Origin of the sequence: Legionella nagasakiensis (assembly GCF_900639915.1) — a bacterium.
In the GTDB taxonomy this organism is placed as follows: domain Bacteria; phylum Pseudomonadota; class Gammaproteobacteria; order Legionellales; family Legionellaceae; genus Legionella_A; species Legionella_A nagasakiensis.
In genome coordinates this window covers 24,275-43,534 of sequence record NZ_CAAAID010000006.1, presented here as the reverse complement: position 1 = coordinate 43,534, position 19,260 = coordinate 24,275, and the positions used below count along the sequence as shown (strand labels likewise).

Genomic DNA, 19,260 nt, shown 5'->3' with positions numbered 1-19,260 from the left:
TACACACTTAAGATAAAGCCGATATACTTAATAAATTAAAAATTGAGAAAATAGTGATGGAAACTTACGAACATAAAGCGGCGGGTGATCAAATCCGCATAGAGAAAATCGAGAATCCTTATTTACGCGGCAGCGATAATTTATCGCCAGCGGAAGAAAATAAACTATTTATCAAGATGATGCAAACCATCGATGACGTGCCGGTGCCGCTTGATCTGGAATTAAGTGCAGGCGACATCGTTGCTTTGGCCGGTGATTACTACACGCTTCCAGGTTGGGGAAAACGGCTGCAATTGCCACCCAGAAATCGTGACATCATTGCGGAAAATGAACAATTATTTCATGAACGTGTATTCCCCGAAGAAAATGCCGCATTCCATGGTGCCTACAGTGATCTGGCTTCCCCTGCCGTTAAGAAACGTGATACTGATCGCATTTATGCGATTGAAAAACGTACTTATATTCCTTTTTTTAGTTCTTTAAACAGTTTAGTCCAGCAATTGGTCTACAGCTGGACAGTTAAAGACTATGGTAAAAAGCTAAATGAGAATGAAGCGCATTTTGCCCCTTGGTCAGCACGAGCCTATATTGTCGGGCATCACACCGCCTTGCAACATGCTCACCTGGCTTATTACTGCGAACGACTGGCTAAAGGAAGTGTCGTAGAAACGGATGAAGAGGTTCCGCAAACCCTTCGTGATGCTCTGCAGAAAATCCGTTTAAATCCGGAAAAATTCAATCTAGTCTCGCAAATTACGGATAATAAGATCCTCTACAACGAACTCATGCACCGCTACCATGCCCTGGCCATTGGCCAGGATTTGTTTGCCATGCATTTTTATTCTGATCATTATGCTGGTGGCCATATAAGCCGTATCGGCAGGCTTCGTCAAAGCATGCCAGAACAATTTGGCGTTTGGGGAAGCATCTTAATTAATAACATGCATAATGAAGATAATTCCGATGGTGTTACCGTCACCGACCCATTTCAACCCGAACGGCACGCGCCCTACACGTCAGCTGACAAGCCATTTCGCATGATTCGTGAAGACAATGCTGCCTATGGCGATGGCACGTATTTACAACGGGATAATGCAGAAAACAGTAACATGCTGATCAATGGCATGGATAATTCGTTAGGGGATATCTATCTTGCCAGAACAAAAGGCGAGATACGTCGCTCCCAAGACTATGGCGGCTTGGCCTTTTTACCAGAAATTGATTACAGCAAACGCCAGACTCAGCCCTTGCTGATACAAGGCCAGGATGGTACGGTGTATGTCCGTTCGGACTTGAGCCGCATCCGCATGCTTTCTCCAACAGAATATCAACGCATCTTGCAAAATCCGCAAGACAATGGCTATGAAAAACTGACTTATTGGGGGGCATTCAAGTTAGTGTTTAAGCTGCGAGTGTTGGGTTTTATTTATTCACCCAAAATCATGGCCATCAGCAGAGAAAGAGAACAGGAAATACAACAGGACGAACAACGGTTTGAGCGCCATACAACATCGAGGAGCCTGAGACCGGTTCCCCAAGGCAGTGTGACTATGGATTTAACCCATGCGGATCAAGTCGGTGCATGGCGCATGACCCCACCGGCAAGAAAGCCTGAAGCAGGTCTATTTGATCGCCGAATGGCTGCCTCCGAAGCAAGCACGCAACCAGACGCTGGACATGATCTTGGAAAAGCAACAACATTCAATTTTACCTGAGCTTAAAATCAAGTTACTCTTGCTTATGTCTTTTTTAGGATGAATGGATAAATGGATCATCTTGATATTTCATCGCTGCGTATGACCACCTATATTGGCGTCCACGATTGGGAACAACGCATTCTTCAGCGCTTGCTCATCGACATTAATATTCCGTCGGATTTTTCAAACTGTCATGATAAACTGGCCAATACGATTGACTATGAGCAACTTTGCCAGCGCGTCACCTCATTCGTGGAATCCAATCGCTTTCATTTAATTGAAACCGTCGCAGAAAAAGTAGCGCAACTGATAAAAGACGAATTTCATGTCAAGCAGTTAAGTGTGCGTGTCAGCAAACCAGATGCCATTAAAAACGCTGGAAATATTTGCATCACGATTAACCGTTAGGCTCATCGTTCAACAAAAACCGGGCTGACTTATTGATGCCGTCGGTGGCTCAACGCATGGCCGAGTCATCTTGGTTAGTTGCCTTCTCTCTTCAACAGGACAAGCCTCTTCCAAAAGGGAATCCTCATGCTGTACTCGCTTACCATGAGCCGGCATGCTGGCATGCAGGCGACGATAGCTGCTTAGTGGCGCTTGTTCCATCCTGTCTGACTCGCTTGTCTGCAGATGTTTCAAGGGTTGTTGCTTAAAACGATAGGCGTTAAGTAACAGCAAACTGCTTTGCAAAATCATTAAAGCCACGCCCACCGCAGGATTTAAAGAGATGCCAATCGCCAAAAGTAACCCACCAGCCACCATCATGGAAACAAGATTATAACCAAGACTCATGAGTAAATTTTGTTTGATATTGCCAACGGTTTGCTGAGCGACAGCAAATGCACTGACAACGGGCAGCAACGATCCGCTTTGAATGACAGCTCCTGCCTGTTGCTGAGTCACTTCATCACCATGACGTGATTTAATAGCTATGCCAAAATCACTCGCAGCAATTGCCACAGCGTCATTCGCCGCATCGCCAATCATAGCAACACGATGACCTCGCCGTTTTAGCTGTTTAATATAGGCTTCTTTATCATTAATTAAGGCCCCAGAGGAACCGGCACAAGCAGCGCGTATATTAGCCGTGGGAATATCTAATAACTTGGCGTAGCGCTTCGCCGTCGTAGCATCTGCACCCGTGCAAACATAGACTTGCTTTCCTAGTGCTTTAAGAGAATCTACCGCATGACGCGCATTATGGCGCAGTGGATCAGACAATACGATAGAACCCACCAATTTATTGCCGCGGGCAAGATAAATCATACTATCACCACCTACCGGCTTTCTGGTCATTGCCAAGTCATGGGTAACAATACCATGTTCAATCATCATGTCTTGATTACCAAGGATGTATAATTCACCATCGATCTTTGCCGTTAAACCAGAATGACTTGATTGATCCACCTCACTTACATGAACCTCAGCACCTAAACCAATCTTTTGTTCTTTAGCAAACTTACAAACCGCTTTCGCCACAGGATGTTGTGAATGTCGCTCAAGGACCGCGGCATAGGCCATTAAATCATTCGCCGTCAAACCACCGTCAGCCACGACTTCATAATGGCTTACAGAAGGAACTCCTGTGGTTAATGTGCCATTTAAATCAAACACAACCCCATCTATCTGCTCCGCTTCTTGCAGGGTTTTTGCACTCTTAAATTGCACTCCATGCTCTGCTGCTTTATTCATACCAATTTTTACCGCCAAAGGCGTTATAAATCCCAGCGTACAAGGACAGGCAGACACAAGCACTGCCACTGCGCATTTGATTGCCAGCGCCGGTGGAAAGAAAAAGCTGATGACCATTGCTGCGCCTAATGCAAATAAAATAACGGTGGGAATAAAATACTGTAAAATTTTATTCGTTGCTGTTTCCAGTGGTGCTTTCTCAAAATTGGTGCGTGCAATGTGGTTATCCAGTTGAGCCAGATAAGAATCTTTAGCCAATGCACTCACCCTTAAATGGAGAGGGGGCGCTCCTTTGGCCAGAACCATTCCGGCGAGCAATGATTCTCCGCGCTTAATTTGCCGCGGTAAGGTAGAGCCTGTGACAATGGTGTCAAAAATATGGCTTTCCTCCACGTCACAAACACCATCAATAGGAATAATCTCACCTGGATTAATCAAAATAACATCACCAGGTTTTAGCGCACGCAATAATTTTTGTTCCATGGTGCCATGGGTCAATTGACGCACCACGTTAGGAACCCGATCTTTAAAATGTTTGCCCAGATCAATGGTTTGTTTGATGGATTCTTCAATGGCGATTCCAATATGACGAAAACCAAAAATTAACAGACTGGCTTCAAACATCATCGGTAACCAGGGAAAGAAAAAAGCAGCAACGGAAACCAGCATGACGGTAAATGTGCTAATGGCAAATAACGTATCCATCGTCAATGCCTTTGTTTTAGTGAGCTTTTTTATGGCTTCATAATACGATTCCGCGCCTAAAATCAAAGACAGCACAATACTTCCAGCGCCTAAAGCAATCATCACCGGTAAGGAAAAAGTAATCCCTGTTAGAGATAAAATCAGTAAAGCAACCCCGCCACCTGTACCGAGAAAACCAAGAAACCAATGGGAATTTAAGATTTTTTTAAAAAATGCGCTTTTCTTTCTTTGGCGCTCAGCTGCTTGCACGGGACTGTCAGGAGTATGTACCTCTCTCTCAACTGGTTCTACATCCACTCTATCCAGCGCATCTGGTAATGATGAATGCGTTTCTTCCAACGCAGATTCAATATCAACCGCCTCCACTCCAACGTCATCTAATGCCTCGCGTATTAATTGTCGTATAGTTGCAGGTGAACGCCCATCATCCGTTATTCTGACCGTTAATTTCTTTTCGATCACTTCCACTGAAAATTCTTCAATCCTTACCGTTTTACAGGTACGCAAGACTTCTTCTATGGGCCGTACACAATTGACACAGCGAATACCGGGAAGAGAAAAACAATAGGTGGTGGTCGTCATACAAACCTCTTCGTTTTTATTGGTGCATCTTTTTGCAAAGTGTTGTGTGTCAATCGACTTAACACCCCCCTGTTAAAGCTGAATCTTCTACACATCTCTGAAAATCCTAGTCCAGCTCTACTCTCCTACGCCCCACGGACAAGCCGCAGGGCGTAGGAGAGATGGGGTCAAGAGACAGTTTTAAAAGAGAGAATGAGTCCATATCATTGCTCTAGGCATCCATTTTTCGAATCATCCCCATGATGCGTTCACTGCGTGCAACCTCAGTTTGAGCTTTTTCAGCCTGTATTCGTGAAGGAAAAGGACCAATAATTACTCGGTACCAATGCACTTGCTGATTGGTAACGGCTGCGACATTTACATTAAATCCTTTCAAAATCAGCGTGGCTTTCATACGCTCCGCATCTTCTTTATTTCTGAAGGATGCCACTTGTACTAAATAAGTTTCTTTATTGCTAACAGCAGCCACTATTTTATCAACGGAATGGGTAGTGAGGCTATGTTTTTGCAGTTCAGAGGTAGATTCAATCGCCTTGACCGTACTGGCAGACGCCTGTTTTGTTGGGGTTTCTTTTGTTGAATTTACTACGGCTGGCACAGCGGTTTGCTCTTTGGCCAATAAAGTATAAAATTCAAGTTTTGGTTTGGGCAACTGTACTTGTTGCCGGTCTTTTTGGTGTATCTTTTGCTCTTTTTGTTTAAAAAAACTATTGTTTAACCATTCACTTACCTGAGTAAAATTAAATAATGAGGCACTTAAATAGCCACAAAAAAAAGACATAAACACCAGCATCATCTGCCTTAACCATCCATTTGAATCCGTTTTGCCTTTTTTTCTATACTCTTTAGCCATTACATACTTTCCGGGGCAGAAACACCCAAAATTTGCATGCCATTACGTAACACTTGACGGACAGCCATCAAAAGACATAATCGCGCACAGCGCAAAGCCTCCGGCTCACATAAGAGCGGCACTGCATTGTAATAACTATGCAGTCCATTGGCTAATTCCCGTAAATAATAGGCCAACTGATGTGGTTCACACGCTCTGGCAGATGAATCGATTACTTCCGGATAACGACTGATTAAAGAGATCAGAGCTTCTTCTTGCAGTTGGGTTAGTAAATGAGTGTGAGCCAATCCTTTTCCTTCATCCCAACTTAAGCCACGTTCATGTAATTGCCTTAACACACTGCTGATTCGCGCATGAGCATACTGAATATAATAGACAGGATTATCGCTGGATTGTGATTTGGCCAAGTCAAGATCAAAATCCATATGCTGCTCTGGCTTGCGCATGACATAAAAGAAACGCGCCGCATCTTTGCCCACCTCTTCACGTAATTCTCGCAATGTCACAAATGAGCCACTGCGGGTGGACATTTGGACTCTGGTTTCACCACGATACAAAATAGCAAATTGAACCAACAAAACATCCAAGGCACTATCATCATGACCTAATGCACGAACAGCAGCTTTCACCCTCGTCACATACCCGTGATGATCAGCACCAAAAATATCAATGACATGCGTAAAACCTCGGTCATACTTATTCCAATGATACGCTACATCAGAAGCAAAATAGGTTGTTTGTCCATTAGCACGAATCAATACGCGGTCCTTTTCATCACCAAGATCCATAGCACGAAACCATAGAGCGCCTGCCTTTTCATAGGTATGACCCGCTTCTTTTAATGCCTGAATCCCTTTATCGATGGCGCCTTCATCCAGTAAAGATTGTTCTGAAAACCAACGGTCGTATTCCACGCCGAATTCTGCCAAATCTTCTTTAATATCAGCCAATACAGAATCTAATGCTTGCTTATGAAATAAAGCAAATCCAGAGTTTCCGAGAAATCGATAGGCCGTGTTGATCAGGGCATCAATATAATGCTCCTTATCACCGCCTTGTGCTTCGTCTGGAGGCAAACCCTCACTGACCGCAAACCAACTATGTACGTAATCACGCTCATGCACAGCAATCATTTTTTTTGCAATATCATGCACATAATCACCGCGATAACCATTTGCCGGAAAAACCACAGGTTCCCCAGCCAAGGCAAGATATCGCAACCAAACACTGATCGCTAATATATTCATTTGCCGACCAGCATCATTCACATAATATTCTCGGCTGACTTCATAGCCCGCAGCCATCAGTAAATTTGCCAAAGTCGCGCCAAAGGCAGCACTGCGGCCATGGCCAACGTGCAAAGGCCCCGTTGGATTAGCAGAAACATATTCCAGTAAAACCTTTTGCCCTTGCCCTAATTGACTGCGGCCAAATTCAACGCCTTGAGATAAAACAGTGGATATAATTTGCGCACGTTCACTGGCCTGCATGTAAAAATTAATAAAACCAGGACCTGCAATGTCTACCCGCGCAAGCAATGGATGTTGAGGAATGGCTTGCACTAATAATTCAGCAAGTTGGCGAGGAGATTGGCGGCATGGTTTGGCTAAGATAAGTGCCAAATTGGTTGCAAAATCCCCATGGTCCTTATCTTTAGTGCGTTCAACCTTTATTTGAACAACACAATCCGGTGGGATCATGCCAGATTGTCTGACCTCATCCAATGCCTGTCTTAGTAATTCCTCAACCGTAATTTTCATCACATTTTTCGTTATTAAAAAGCAGTTATTATGCTCTTTTTTACATCAGTTGCAAAGAATCATATGAGATAAAAGAACAAAATACGAGCTTAATTCAGTCACTGAACCAGTACAGCCGGAAACCTTTCGACCGTCAATGGTCTTTATCTCTGGACCGTATAACTGTTTTTAACATAACCATCTTGCGATAATAAAATGGCAATAGGACGAGTCGCATCAAAATGAGCAAAAAAAATCATCATCATCACAGTCATCGGTACCGAAAGAAACATCCCTAGCACTCCCCAGATAGAACCCCATAACCCTAATGCGAATAATATGATCAAGGGACTCAAATTCAGAGATTTACTAAGAAAACGCGGTTCCACCAAATTGCCAATGACAAACTGAATCACCACAATTCCTGAGGTCACAATGATAAACGGGAGCCAAGTTTGAAATTGTATCAAGGCAAGTAATGCAGGAAAAGCTGTTGCAACAATGGCACCAATATTTGGAATGTAGTTAAGAAAGAAAATCAACAACGCCCAAAATTCAGCAAAATCCAGTCCAACCATTTTCATAATAAACCAACTGGCTATCGCTGTAATTAGACTCATCAAGGTCTTTAAACCCAAATAAGTCTGAATATCCTTAACAATATGAGAAATGATGCTGTCCACCAACTGACGATGCCCAGGTTGTGGGAACAATGCATTTATTTTTTGTTTAAAAAAGTGTTGTTCAACAAATAAAAAGATAATGTATAAAGCAATCAATACAGCAGAACCTGTTAATGTAGTAAATACGCCATAAATATTTATCAGAATATGCTGGACGCTTAATTCTTTAAAAAAACTGTCAAAACTTGCCAGAGTCTTAATTTGGTAGCGAGTATCCAACGCATTTAAAATGTGCATAAGATTCTCTTGATAGCGAGAAGACGCTGAGATTACATCATTAACATTATTAGAAATAATATCAATCACTATTTTGACAAAAATAGCAACAACCACCAACGACAAACTCATGCTCAAACCATAGGGAAGACGTGCCCCCACTAGCGGTGCACGCTTAATAGCGCCATGAATGGTATTCAATAGGTTCCAAATGAAAACAGCGATGACTAAAGGAATTAACAATCCTCTACCAACAATCAGCAAATAACCCGCTATCCAGACCAGAATCAACCCTGCAGCAAAGGTAATCGTGCGATTCATTCCATGCACTCCTAACCAATCGTTCCCGACATATTCTCAAAACCCAATAAAATCCTAGAGACACCATCTGTTTTTGGAGTTATTGTTTTAAACATTTCAAATATTTATTTAAAATGCGAATTCTGTTTAAAAATCAGGCAAAAAGTGGCTTCGCCATAATCAAACTCGTTGTACGAGCATAGCCCGGAAATCAAGAATGAATGTAGAGGAAATAGTTTGTCTTGTCGATAATTTTTACCAAATATTTATATGCGAATGGGGGAAAAATCGATTGTTTGCCAAATTAACAAGGCTTAAGTCTGCTTGCTTCATTCAATTCATCCAGTACTTTTTCTCGCTCTTTTTTCGCCTCTTGATTTGCAGCCTTTGTAACACGCGCAAGTCGGCCTCCTGTTCTTAGGTCTAAAAAACTTCCAATATATTCACCTATATCATAAGGAAGTGGCGGAGTCGCACTCTGAAAAGCAGTAGCTGCAGCTGCACGAGTGAATGCTTGGTCACTTTCCGTAAATTTAAAAAGTCGATCACAAATACTGCTATCCTTAAAATAAGCATAACTACCATGTTTATGGTGTCTTATTTCGATAGTAGTTTGCATTTGTTGAATAAGCTCTTCAGGTAATCCTGCCGTACGCGCTCGACTAAAATCCGTCATGAATGGAGCGGAGGAGTTGCTCTGCCCGGGGATGTATCTTCGATACAGTTCAGCTGTCTCTTGATAATAAACGCGATTATTTTCTGCATCTATTCCCCACCTCCCATACTTTAAATCCGGTACCATTATAGAGTTCAAAAGATGTACAACTGAATTCAATTGCAATTGTTTCTTTTGAGCAAGATCAGGCAAATTAACGGCAATTCTATATTTATTTCTTTCGCTTCTTGATTCAACAATAAAAAAACAACCATGATGATCTTCAGGTGTCGTTCGTGTCAGTTCCTCAAACGCCTTGACCACTTCATCATAAGTCATTAATTCAGTTACTAATTGTACTCCATCACGAGTATTGCTTTCCCACCGCAGCCCTGAATGATTATGTGCTTCTCGTACTTCAGCAGCTATATTCTCATATCGATTGAAACGGGCCATAACAACGCCTTATTTTTATAAAAATAAACAATTGTAACATATTTTAAACAAAAACACTTTTTAACCTCCAAGCTAAAAACACCATCTATATAAACATGACATTGAATCACTTCCTTTATTAACAGCACCCTTTTAAAGCTTGAAAATCAACAAAACATGCCATTAACGACATTTCATGGATCGATTCATTAACATCCGTTCTACACCCCCAACACAATGAAATGATTTACCATGCCAAACTGAATTGTTTAAATAAACTAAATCGTTTTGCAAAAAATGAGATATTTGTATAATTCCATTATTAATTTTTTTATGATGAATCATGCTGTGTTAACAAAATCCTGTGAAATTTTGCCAGGAGTTGGCCCAACCCTGGTCAAAAAGCTGGCGAAATGCGGTATTTATACCGTCCGGGATTTATTATTTCACTTGCCTTACCGTTACCAAGATCGTACCCGCATTACGCCCATCCAAGATCTGCGTATCAATGACTGGTGCGTCATTGCCGGCAGAATCAGCAAGACAGAAATTAAATACGGTAAACGACCCATGTTGTCTTGTTATGTAGACGACAAAACCGGCCTATTAAAATTACGCTTTTTTCATTTTAATAAACAACAAATCCAACGTCTGAATTCGGGGACAAAGATTCGTGCCTTTGGTGAAATAAGGGAATTTGCCAGCCATTACGAAATGATCCATCCCGAATATCAACTTCTTGAAGAAGACAATGAATACACCGTTGAAGAAACATTGACTCCTATCTACTCAACCACTCAAGGATTAAGCCAACATCGCTTACGCCAAATGGTCAAGCAAGCATTGACTCTATGCCAAAATGAAATAAACACGCTGGAATGGATGAATGACGAACAATTACAGCACTATCAATTCCAATCCTTGCCACAAGCGCTTGCCTGTTTGCACAATCCTCCTCCTGATACCTGTGTCCAGTTGTTTGAAGCAGGCAAACACCCAGCGTTGCAACGTCTAGCCTTTGATGAGTTATTGGCACGACGCCTCAGCATGCAATTTGCAAAACAGCAACGAGCTAGACTTAAGGCCCCGCCGCTAAAACCGAATCATTCCTTTAAAACATCCTTGTTAGACAGTCTACCCTTTACCTTAACCGCCGCCCAACAACGAGTCAGCAAAGAGATTGAGCAGGATTTATCAAAATTCGTACCCATGTTACGTTTAGTACAAGGCGATGTAGGTTCGGGAAAAACCGTGATCGCTGCCCTTGCAGCCATCCAGACTATTGCTAATGGCTATCAAGTGGCGTTCATGGCTCCCACCGAGATATTGAGCGAACAGCATGCCCAAACCCTGTTGCCTTGGTTCTCATCGCTGGCCATCTCTGTTCGTCGGTTAAGCGGTAAAATGAAAGAAAAAGAACGAAAAGAAACGTTAGCCGCGCTGGCGCAACATCAATGCCAGATCATTATTGGTACCCATGCACTGTTTCAAGATGGCGTGCAATTTTCCCGTCTAGGCCTCGTCATCATTGATGAGCAGCATCGATTTGGCGTCGAACAACGATTATCTTTACAACAAAAAGGTCAGAGTGCGTCTAAAACGCCACATCAATTGTTAATGACCGCCACTCCAATTCCACGTACTCTTGCCATGACTCAATTTGCGCATCTTGATTTATCGACGCTTGATGAGTTACCTCCCGGAAGAACACCAGTCATCACCACTCTTCTTCATCAAGAAAAACGGCAACTTATTATCTCCCGTTTACAAAAAGCGATTGCTGACGGCCGTCAGGCTTATTGGGTTTGTACTCTGATTGAAGATTCGGAAAAATTACAATGTATGGCAGCCATGGCAACTGCACAAAATCTTCGTGAACAATTGCCAAATATCCGCATTGGATTGGTTCACGGACGCATGAAAACGGATGAAAAAGAAGAAGTCATGGCCGCCTTTAAATACGGAAAGCTTGATTTATTGGTTGCTACAACGGTTATTGAAGTGGGTGTAGATGTGGCCAATGCCAGCCTGATGATCATTGAAAATGCCGAACGCTTGGGTTTATCACAATTACATCAATTGCGCGGACGAGTTGGACGAGGCAGGAATCAGGCCTATTGTCTATTGCTGTATCAAACCCCATTATCCACGATAGGCAAAGAGCGTTTATGCATCATGCGAGCAACGTGTGATGGTTTTCTAATTGCTGAAAAAGACTTGCAGTTGCGCGGTGCTGGTGAAGTCCTTGGAACTCGGCAAACAGGCTATCATCCATTTAAAATTGCCAACCTGCAACGCGACAATACGATTCTGTCGTCGGTAGCTGATGCCGCCAACCAATTAACTACTAAAAAACCAGACATTGCTCATACGATTGCCGAGCGATGGCTGGGACATTTTGAACTTTTTTTACAAGGCTAGGTATGAAACAATACGAGCGCTATCAGAAAGCAAAAAAAATCACCTTGATGGGCGCCATCATCAATAGCTTATTAGGTGTCATTAAACTCATTGGTGGTATTGTTTATCATTCTCATGCACTGGTTGCCGATGGAATTCATTCATTTTCTGATCTTTTGACGGATATGATGGTTATTTTTGCTTCCAAGTATGGCAGCCAAGATGCCGATGCAACTCATCCTTATGGTCATCAGCGAATAGAAACAGCCGCTATCTTTCTTTTAGCTTTGCTACTCATCTTAGCCGGTATTGGAATTGCCTGGGATTCATTGAATGATATTCTGCAGCATGAGCATAGTCATCCCCGATTTTTGGCACTGCCCATCGCTTTGTTGTCCATTCTGGCCAATGAAGGCTTGTTTCAGTATACGCATCATATCGGCAAACAAATCCGGTCTGAACTCATTATTGCAAACGCCTGGCATCACCGCTCGGATGCGGCTTCTTCTGTCGTTGTTCTAGTCGGTTTAATTGGGAGCTTTGTCGGATTTACCTATTTAGACGCTATTGCGGCTATCATCGTCGGCCTCATGATTGTTAAAATGGGATGGAACTACGGCTGGAATAGCATTAAAGAATTAGTGGATACCGCAGTCGATTCGCAAACATTGGCCGAGATAGAACATATCATTCAGCATATTGACGGCGTGCAAAAAATTCATCAATTACGTAGCCGTTCTATGGGAAAAGACGTATTTGTTGATGTTCATATTCTAGTTTCCCCTTTTATTTCCGTATCCGAAGGTCACTTCATTGCCCAGCACGTGCATCATCAGTTGGTCGATCATATGGAAGAAATCAAAGACGTCACCGTGCATGTGGATCCAGAGGATGATGAAATGATCTGCCCTTCATTGCACTTACCTAGCCGCCGTGTCGTGGAACGCGAATTTTTACATGCATGGCGCAAGGACTTTCCTGGCATTCAATCCTGGGTATTACATTATTTAGAGGGTAAGATAACCATAGACTTGATAGGTAGTGAAACGTTTGATCAATGGTCAGCACTAGGTAAGCGCATCAATCATGACTTGGCCAAACAATCTTACATTCATCATGTTCGTCTTTTTTATGAGAAAATCCGCCCAAAAATCACTTGCTAATTACTGGGTGTGAAAATATACTGCGCGCGCCCATGTTAAAAATGATCCATATTGATTTTTTAATTTGCCCTTAAGTTCCTCCCTTTGGCTAAAAGGAGGTTAGGAGGGATTTTTGGCGATGAGTAGGAATCTTATCTCAGGAGATTTCAAATTATGGCCACAGCCTCATTAAAACTTTTTTTTGCTTTAAGCATATTCGTCGTTATTGTATTGGCTGGATGGTACCCTTTTAAAAAACGCATTCGTCAAGATGAGCATTTTGATTTCCCTTTAGGAGAAACTCTGGCGACTGGTGTTTTTTTAGGCGCGGCATTATTACACATGTTGCCTGAATCCAATGCCATATTTGCCAAAATGGGCTATGAATATCCATTTGCCTATATTATTACTGGGATTGTTTTCCTGATATTTTTATGGTTTGAGCATTTGGGTAAAGAATTGTATCACCATCACGATGCAAATCATCCGGCGTTTGCCTTGCTTGCCTGGTTGATGCTGTCGTTTCATTCCTTTGTGCTGGCAGCAGCACTTGGCTTCAGCCATGACTATGCTGTAGTCATCATGCTTTTTTTGGCCATTATTACTCATAAATGGGCGGAAAGTTTTGCTATGGCTGTACAACTGAACAAAAGCTCTTTAAGTCCTAAAACAAGTCTAATATTTTTTCTTTTATTTGCATTGATGACGCCATTGGGCATATTCGTTGGTTGGTACTTTGATCACGGCGTGGAAACCAACTCTCTCTTTGACCCAATATTAATCGCCACCTCCGCCGGAACGTTTCTTTATCTCGGAACCTTACACGGACTGGAACGTTGTGTCATGGTTGAGCGCTGCTGTAATCTACGTCATTTCAGTTTTGTCATCATTGGTTTTTTAATTATGGCGTCGGTGGCTGCCTATGTCTAATTTTCTTCATCAAGGTTCTTTAGTTCTTGCTTCCGCATCAAGGAATCGTCAGAAGCTTTTGCATGCCGCTGGCTTAAAATTCTCCATAAAGCCGGCCAAAATTGATGAAAGCGATATCAAGAAAGATTATAAAGGCCATTCTTTTTCCAACCTGGCTATGATTCTTGCTAAAAGTAAAGCCATGGATGTTAGTCAAAAACTGCCAAGTGAAACAATCATTGCTGCTGATCAACTGTGCGTCTTAGGCAATCAATGTTTTGACAAGCCCATCACTCATGAAAAAGCGAGACAACAGTTAGAATGTTTAAGTGATAAAAGCCACCAACTGTTGACTGCTGTCTGTCTCGCCCAAAATACACAAATCCTATGGCAGCATCTAGTCTGCACAACCTTGACGATGCATCCATTGAAACCAACGACCATTGAGAATTATCTACGAATTGAGAAACCCTATCACAGTTGCGGTTCTTACCACTACGAAGGATTAGGGAAATGGCTATTCAAAGAAATAGACAATGGCGATGAAAGCACCATCATTGGATTGCCATTATTATCCTTGCTGAATGCCTTATTAACATTAAATATCGTGTCTATTAGCTGATTTGCCAGGAATCTTGTTATTATAATTTTTGTAAAGTTAGAACAAACAAGAACATATAATACCAGGAGCAAGACATTATGAAAAAATCCATCGTTTTATCCGCCGCACTCTTACCGCTTATTAGTTATTCCAGCTTTGCTATGTCTTTGCAAAGTTTAAACAAAGATCAATTAATCAAGACATTTCAAGGAAATACAGTCACGACGGTCCCATTGACGACACTAGATGACCAATTAGTTAGCAACGCGATCTCAGTTTACCTCGATAAAGATGGCAAATCCCAAGGCAAATACGCCAATCCACCCAAAGATGAAGAACCACAAACGGATCAAGGAACATGGACAGCGAAAAATGATGGTACGTTCTGTATAACTTGGCAGCACTGGAATGACGGCAAACAAGGTTGCGTCTTTGTCTATAAATTAGGGAACGGTTATTTGATTGTGAATTCTGAAAACAATAACTTTGAAAGCATTGTCCTTAAGGATGTACAATATGGCAATCAGTTAGACAGTGAATCTTGATGCAACTATAAAAATCAATCGTAATGGCTCAAGGGAGTATGTCAAAATCTTGGTGAACGGTTGGATTTGAGCAGTTACAATCAATCAGCCGCTCACCCTTATTATACAGGGTGAGCTCATGGATTAATCCGGGATACGAATATTCAACGGCTCAGCTTTTACTTGATTTTTAATCTCATCATAACCTTCGCGATGATTAGCCATATAAATCAGTGACCAGCCACTCACCATGGAACCATCACCAAAAACACAAATATCACTCTGGCCTAAATGATTGGCAAAGCCACCATCCGTCACAAATCCTATCGTTGCGCCGCCCAAATTTTTACAAACATTATGTGACGGATTAGCACTCTCACCTTTCCATAAGGATGAATCAGCACCCACTTCTCTTAATCGTTTACTATAGGTTGCTGCGATGCTTGGCTTGTCTGAAGAAAAAGTTTCTAACCCAATGGAGACAAAAGCATTGTCAAGATAAAAATTACAAAAAGACTTTGACTGTCCCTGGACCCAACGACCAGGCGTCAAAAATTCGGCAACCATTTCTTCGACGACTCCACCTGCGTTGGCACAATGGTCCGAATAATCCGCTAGTGCATCAGCATGAGCATTGACTGTCGCTCCAAAAGCAATCAGCAAAGCAGATATTTGTTTTCGAGTAATACGCATTCAATACTCCTTTAACGTTCAATCATTTGTTCAGCAAAAAACAACCAGTCTGCGCCATGCTATACCATACTCTCGTCAAACTCAATGCCATTTAACCAGCCTGAATGATTTCCAGCCCCCCCATGTATGAACGCAAAACACTCGGAATTGAGATATTCCCATGTTTGTCCTGGTAATTTTCCAAAATAGCCACCAACGTTCTGCCCACAGCCAAACCTGAACCATTTAATGTATGCACGAGTTCTGTATCACCTGTTATTGGATGGCGATAACGAGCTTGCATACGCCGTGCTTGAAAAGATTCCATATTGCTACAAGAAGATATCTCGCGATAAGTCTTTTGACTGGGCAACCAAACCTCCAGATCATACGTTTTCGCAGCGCCTGCCCCCATATCCCCCGTACAAAGCGTCATAACCCTATAAGGCAATTGCAAACGTTGTAAAATCACTTCAGCATGGTTCGTCAGTTGCTCCAATGCCTCATAGGAATGCTCTGCGGTAGTAATCCATACCAGCTCCACCTTTTCAAATTGATGTTGGCGAATCATGCCTTTGGTATCCTTACCGTAGGAACCTGCTTCACTGCGAAAACAAGGGGAATGGCACACATAACGCACAGGTAATGATTCTGCATGTAAAATAGTATCACGAACAGTATTCGTCACGGGAATTTCAGCAGTGGAAGTTAGATAGTAGCCATGCTCTCCTGTCACTTTAAACAAATCTTCTTCAAATTTAGGCAATTGGCCAGTGCCGCGAAGACTGTCGGAATTAACAATATAAGGCACATAAATTTCCTGATAGCCATGTATCTGCGTATGGACATCAAGCATGAATTGAATTAAGGCCCGATGCAATCTTGCCAGATGTGATTTCAGTACTACAAATCGGCTGCCAGTAATTTTGGCTGCCAAAGAAAAATCCATTTGTCCTAAAGCCTCGCCTAATTCATCATGTGATTTAACTGGAAAATCAAATGCAGGCGGATTACCCCAACAACGTATTTCCTGGTTATCTTGCTCATCAGAACCAATAGGTACTGATTCATGAGGTAAATTAGGCAGACTTAAGCTGATGCTTTCCAGCTCTTGTAATACACGAGACAATTCCGTCTTTTTTTTCTCCAGCTCTGCTCCAATTTGATTAACTCGTTCTCGCATAGGCGTAATATCTTCATGACGGGCTTTTGCAAGGCCAATGGCTTTTGAGCGTTGATTACGTTCATTTTGCAACGCTTGCGTCGCAACCTGCAACGATTTGCGCCGCTCTTCCAGTGCCATGAACGCACCCACATCAAAGTGGAAACCGCGCGTTCTTAAACGCTCAGCGACTTCATCGGATTTTTCCCTTAGTAAATGAGGATCAAGCATATCAATTCACCTCTGCTAACCATTGTAAAACACGACCTGCTTCAATTTTTTCATCAAAATGACTCAAAATTTCATCTACCCGTGCAGGCTCATCAAAAAACTCCAGAATCATGGGCAAATCAAAATGCAAGTCAAGAAAACTGGTTTCACGCGTTTTACCTTTCATGCCAAACCCTTTAACACCACGAAAAATAGTAGCGCCTTTAATTTTTTGCTGGTGTAGATAATCAAACAATTCTTTTAATAACGGCGATTCTTCACTGAGATAAATGCGCGTCACTTTAACCTGCATCATGCACCCCCAATCAGACGACCAGACTGAACACCTGCTAAAACAAGCACTAAAGTGCCTACATTATTCATTAAAACATTTAACATAGCACTCAACCACTGACCATTGCTGTAAAGTATCCATGTCTCCCAGGCAAAGCTGGAAAACGTCGTGTATGCCCCAAGAAAACCAACGACAAAAAATAATCGCCATGACTCACCAGCAAAGCGTCCCATAAAAAAACTCATGGCAAGGCCAATCAGAAAAGCGCCCAAACAATTAACAACCAAGGTACCGCTTGGAAATCGCGGACTGAATAGGATTTGTATTGCACTCACCGTGGCAAATCGAGACAGTGCCCCTAACGCTCCACCGCAGGCAACAGCTATTGATGCCATCAGCATGATTATCTCACGATTCCACGAGTGGATTGATTCAATGCATGAATCATTGGATATACTTCAGGACAATCCTGTTGCAATAATTCCAACTCAGCAACAGCCTGTTGTACGGTTAATCCTTTACGAAAAATAATTTTATACGCTCTACGCAAATAATCGATGGCTGTTGATGAAAATCCCCGGCGACGCAAACCAACTGTATTGATGCCACAAGCAGAAGTTGAATGACCGGCTATCATGACGTAAGGTAAAACATCCTTGGTCACATAAGTTGCTCGAGCAATAAATGCATAAGCACCGACATGACAAAATTGATGAACAGCAGCATAAGCACCAATATTCGCATAATCATTTACAATGACGTGTCCAGATAATGCAGAATAATTGACCATAATAACATGATCACCAACCATGCAATCATGCCCTATATGAGTATAAGCCATTAGAAAATTATGATTTCCTAAACGAGTCAAGCCACCTCCTTTTACTGTTCCTCGACTAATCATACAAAACTCACGAATAATATTATGATCGCCGATTTCAAGACGGGTTGGCTCGCCTTTATAAGTAATGTCCTGCGGCTCATCACCCACAGAAGCAAATTGGAAGATCTTATTATATCTACCAATACGTGTTGGTCCTTGAATAACCACATGAGGTCCCACCCACGTTCCTTCACCAATTTCAACATCTTCCCCAATAATGCTGCCCGGCCCTACTGCTACACCGTTTGCCAGCTTAGCAGAAGGATGAATTATTGCATGTTCACTTATCACTTTTCACTTCCTTCGCTGCACTCATTAACTCTGCGGAACAAGCCAGTTTGTCACCCACAAATGCTTCACCTTGCATTCGCCAGAAATCGCGTTTTTGTCCTACCAATTTCACTTCAAGACGTAGTTGATCTCCGGGAATAACGACTTGCTTAAATCGTGCCTTATCAATTCCGGCGAAAAAATACAAAAATTCATGCCCTTCTGAAGGAGTACGTGACAAATTTGATAAAATAGCACTTGCCTGCGCCAGTGATTCCAACATGAGCACCCCTGGCATAATTGGCTTTCCAGGAAAATGGCCATTGAAAAAAGGTTCATTAATAGTCACATTTTTTATGGCCACTAAATAATCAAACTCCTTATAATCTAAAACCTTATCAACAAGAATAAAAGGATAACGATGAGGCAACAAATCGAGAATTTTATTTATATCTACAAATCCGCTCATAAATCAGATCTCACTTAAGTTCTTAGGGGATGATTAAAGAGCTAATTTCATAGAGTTTCAATCAGCTCTGGAACAGCTATCGCTTCTCTCTTAAAGAAGGTTATCGACAAAAAACCCAGCCAACAGTCGAGCTAAACGGTCACAACCAAACAATTCCGCCAGG

18 protein-coding genes are annotated in these 19,260 nt (G+C 42.1%); 7 read left to right on the top strand and 11 right to left on the bottom strand.

Annotation, left to right across the window (positions count from 1 at the left end; genetic code table 11):
• Nucleotides 1-56: 56 nt before the first annotated feature.
• Complete coding sequence (locus E1O52_RS06700) at nucleotides 57-1,715, top strand: hypothetical protein (RefSeq protein ID WP_207384186.1); 1,659 nt, start codon at nucleotides 57-59, stop codon at nucleotides 1,713-1,715.
• 51 nt (nucleotides 1,716-1,766) lie between these two features.
• Entirely contained in the window at nucleotides 1,767-2,105 is a 339-nt protein-coding gene (folB, locus tag E1O52_RS06695; protein WP_133127939.1) for a dihydroneopterin aldolase, read from the top strand.
• A gap of 9 nt (nucleotides 2,106-2,114) precedes the next feature.
• Here folB and E1O52_RS06690 read toward each other — a convergent pair whose 3' ends face one another.
• The 5 genes from E1O52_RS06690 to E1O52_RS06670 all read right to left on the bottom strand — a co-directional run bounded on the left by E1O52_RS06690 (nucleotide 2,115) and on the right by E1O52_RS06670 (nucleotide 9,581).
• The gene (locus E1O52_RS06690) at nucleotides 2,115-4,679 is read right to left on the bottom strand and encodes a heavy metal translocating P-type ATPase (protein WP_133127938.1); all 2,565 of its coding nucleotides are present in this window, start codon (nucleotides 4,677-4,679) and stop codon (nucleotides 2,115-2,117) included.
• Between the two features lie 211 nt (nucleotides 4,680-4,890).
• Nucleotides 4,891-5,532 (bottom strand): SPOR domain-containing protein, encoded by a 642-nt coding sequence (locus E1O52_RS06685; RefSeq protein WP_133127937.1) that lies wholly within the window; start codon nucleotides 5,530-5,532, stop codon nucleotides 4,891-4,893.
• The gene (gene argS, locus E1O52_RS06680; RefSeq protein ID WP_133127936.1) at nucleotides 5,532-7,292 is read right to left on the bottom strand and encodes an arginine--tRNA ligase; all 1,761 of its coding nucleotides are present in this window, start codon (nucleotides 7,290-7,292) and stop codon (nucleotides 5,532-5,534) included. The genes E1O52_RS06685 and argS overlap by 1 nt, the downstream gene beginning before the upstream one ends.
• A gap of 143 nt (nucleotides 7,293-7,435) precedes the next feature.
• Nucleotides 7,436-8,491 (bottom strand): AI-2E family transporter, encoded by a 1,056-nt coding sequence (locus E1O52_RS06675; protein ID WP_133127935.1) that lies wholly within the window; start codon nucleotides 8,489-8,491, stop codon nucleotides 7,436-7,438.
• Nucleotides 8,492-8,774: 283 nt separating this feature from the next.
• Nucleotides 8,775-9,581 carry a hypothetical protein gene (locus tag E1O52_RS06670; RefSeq protein WP_133127934.1) on the bottom strand — a complete coding sequence of 269 codons (807 nt, stop codon included), beginning with the start codon at nucleotides 9,579-9,581 and terminating at the stop codon, nucleotides 8,775-8,777.
• A gap of 327 nt (nucleotides 9,582-9,908) precedes the next feature.
• Here E1O52_RS06670 and recG point away from each other — a divergent pair, with 327 nt between their 5' ends.
• The 5 genes from recG (at nucleotide 9,909) to E1O52_RS06645 (ending at nucleotide 15,157) form a co-directional block, all read left to right on the top strand.
• Nucleotides 9,909-11,981 (top strand): ATP-dependent DNA helicase RecG, encoded by a 2,073-nt coding sequence (gene recG, locus E1O52_RS06665; protein WP_133127933.1) that lies wholly within the window; start codon nucleotides 9,909-9,911, stop codon nucleotides 11,979-11,981.
• 2 nt (nucleotides 11,982-11,983) lie between these two features.
• Nucleotides 11,984-13,123 carry a cation diffusion facilitator family transporter gene (locus E1O52_RS06660; RefSeq protein ID WP_133127932.1) on the top strand — a complete coding sequence of 380 codons (1,140 nt, stop codon included), beginning with the start codon at nucleotides 11,984-11,986 and terminating at the stop codon, nucleotides 13,121-13,123.
• Between the two features lie 153 nt (nucleotides 13,124-13,276).
• Nucleotides 13,277-14,032: a ZIP family metal transporter gene (locus E1O52_RS06655; protein WP_423202720.1), complete on the top strand. Its 756-nt coding sequence runs from the start codon at nucleotides 13,277-13,279 to the stop codon at nucleotides 14,030-14,032.
• Entirely contained in the window at nucleotides 14,025-14,633 is a 609-nt protein-coding gene (locus E1O52_RS06650) for a Maf family protein (RefSeq protein WP_133127930.1), read from the top strand. Before E1O52_RS06655 ends, E1O52_RS06650 begins: the two co-directional genes overlap by 8 nt.
• A 77-nt stretch (nucleotides 14,634-14,710) precedes the next feature.
• Complete coding sequence (locus E1O52_RS06645) at nucleotides 14,711-15,157, top strand: hypothetical protein (protein WP_133127929.1); 447 nt, start codon at nucleotides 14,711-14,713, stop codon at nucleotides 15,155-15,157.
• Nucleotides 15,158-15,280: 123 nt separating this feature from the next.
• On the opposite strand, the gene E1O52_RS06640 is transcribed toward E1O52_RS06645, so the two are convergent.
• The 6 genes from E1O52_RS06640 to fabZ all read right to left on the bottom strand — a co-directional run bounded on the left by E1O52_RS06640 (nucleotide 15,281) and on the right by fabZ (nucleotide 19,097).
• Nucleotides 15,281-15,829 carry a hypothetical protein gene (locus E1O52_RS06640; RefSeq protein ID WP_133127928.1) on the bottom strand — a complete coding sequence of 183 codons (549 nt, stop codon included), beginning with the start codon at nucleotides 15,827-15,829 and terminating at the stop codon, nucleotides 15,281-15,283.
• 91 nt (nucleotides 15,830-15,920) lie between these two features.
• A complete protein-coding gene (gene serS / locus E1O52_RS06635; protein ID WP_133127927.1) occupies nucleotides 15,921-17,201 on the bottom strand; it encodes a serine--tRNA ligase in 1,281 nt (426 codons plus the stop codon).
• Between the two features lies 1 nt (nucleotide 17,202).
• Nucleotides 17,203-17,496 carry a DUF190 domain-containing protein gene (locus E1O52_RS06630; protein ID WP_133127926.1) on the bottom strand — a complete coding sequence of 98 codons (294 nt, stop codon included), beginning with the start codon at nucleotides 17,494-17,496 and terminating at the stop codon, nucleotides 17,203-17,205.
• On the bottom strand, nucleotides 17,493-17,876 hold the full coding sequence (crcB, locus tag E1O52_RS06625; protein WP_242602190.1) for a fluoride efflux transporter CrcB: 384 nt from the start codon (nucleotides 17,874-17,876) through the stop codon (nucleotides 17,493-17,495). Before crcB ends, E1O52_RS06630 begins: the two co-directional genes overlap by 4 nt.
• 2 nt (nucleotides 17,877-17,878) lie before the next feature.
• A complete protein-coding gene (lpxA, locus tag E1O52_RS06620) occupies nucleotides 17,879-18,649 on the bottom strand; it encodes an acyl-ACP--UDP-N-acetylglucosamine O-acyltransferase (RefSeq protein WP_133127925.1) in 771 nt (256 codons plus the stop codon).
• Nucleotides 18,639-19,097, bottom strand: coding sequence for a 3-hydroxyacyl-ACP dehydratase FabZ (fabZ, locus tag E1O52_RS06615; protein ID WP_133127924.1), 459 nt, complete (start codon nucleotides 19,095-19,097; stop codon nucleotides 18,639-18,641). The genes lpxA and fabZ overlap by 11 nt, the downstream gene beginning before the upstream one ends.
• Nucleotides 19,098-19,260: the final 163 nt, after the last annotated feature.

Coding starts and splice junctions, on each gene's coding strand:
- E1O52_RS06700 (WP_207384186.1), top strand. CDS start 57: ATGGAAACTTACGAACATAAAGCGGCGGGTGATCAAATCCGCATAGAG.
- folB (WP_133127939.1), top strand. CDS start 1,767: ATGGATCATCTTGATATTTCATCGCTGCGTATGACCACCTATATTGGC.
- E1O52_RS06690 (WP_133127938.1), bottom strand. CDS start 4,679: ATGACGACCACCACCTATTGTTTTTCTCTTCCCGGTATTCGCTGTGTC.
- E1O52_RS06685 (WP_133127937.1), bottom strand. CDS start 5,532: ATGGCTAAAGAGTATAGAAAAAAAGGCAAAACGGATTCAAATGGATGG.
- argS (WP_133127936.1), bottom strand. CDS start 7,292: ATGAAAATTACGGTTGAGGAATTACTAAGACAGGCATTGGATGAGGTC.
- E1O52_RS06675 (WP_133127935.1), bottom strand. CDS start 8,491: ATGAATCGCACGATTACCTTTGCTGCAGGGTTGATTCTGGTCTGGATA.
- E1O52_RS06670 (WP_133127934.1), bottom strand. CDS start 9,581: ATGGCCCGTTTCAATCGATATGAGAATATAGCTGCTGAAGTACGAGAA.
- E1O52_RS06660 (WP_133127932.1), top strand. CDS start 11,984: ATGAAACAATACGAGCGCTATCAGAAAGCAAAAAAAATCACCTTGATG.
- E1O52_RS06655 (WP_423202720.1), top strand. CDS start 13,277: ATGGCCACAGCCTCATTAAAACTTTTTTTTGCTTTAAGCATATTCGTC.
- E1O52_RS06650 (WP_133127930.1), top strand. CDS start 14,025: ATGTCTAATTTTCTTCATCAAGGTTCTTTAGTTCTTGCTTCCGCATCA.
- E1O52_RS06645 (WP_133127929.1), top strand. CDS start 14,711: ATGAAAAAATCCATCGTTTTATCCGCCGCACTCTTACCGCTTATTAGT.
- E1O52_RS06640 (WP_133127928.1), bottom strand. CDS start 15,829: ATGCGTATTACTCGAAAACAAATATCTGCTTTGCTGATTGCTTTTGGA.
- serS (WP_133127927.1), bottom strand. CDS start 17,201: ATGCTTGATCCTCATTTACTAAGGGAAAAATCCGATGAAGTCGCTGAG.
- E1O52_RS06630 (WP_133127926.1), bottom strand. CDS start 17,496: ATGATGCAGGTTAAAGTGACGCGCATTTATCTCAGTGAAGAATCGCCG.
- crcB (WP_242602190.1), bottom strand. CDS start 17,876: ATGCTGATGGCATCAATAGCTGTTGCCTGCGGTGGAGCGTTAGGGGCA.
- fabZ (WP_133127924.1), bottom strand. CDS start 19,097: ATGAGCGGATTTGTAGATATAAATAAAATTCTCGATTTGTTGCCTCAT.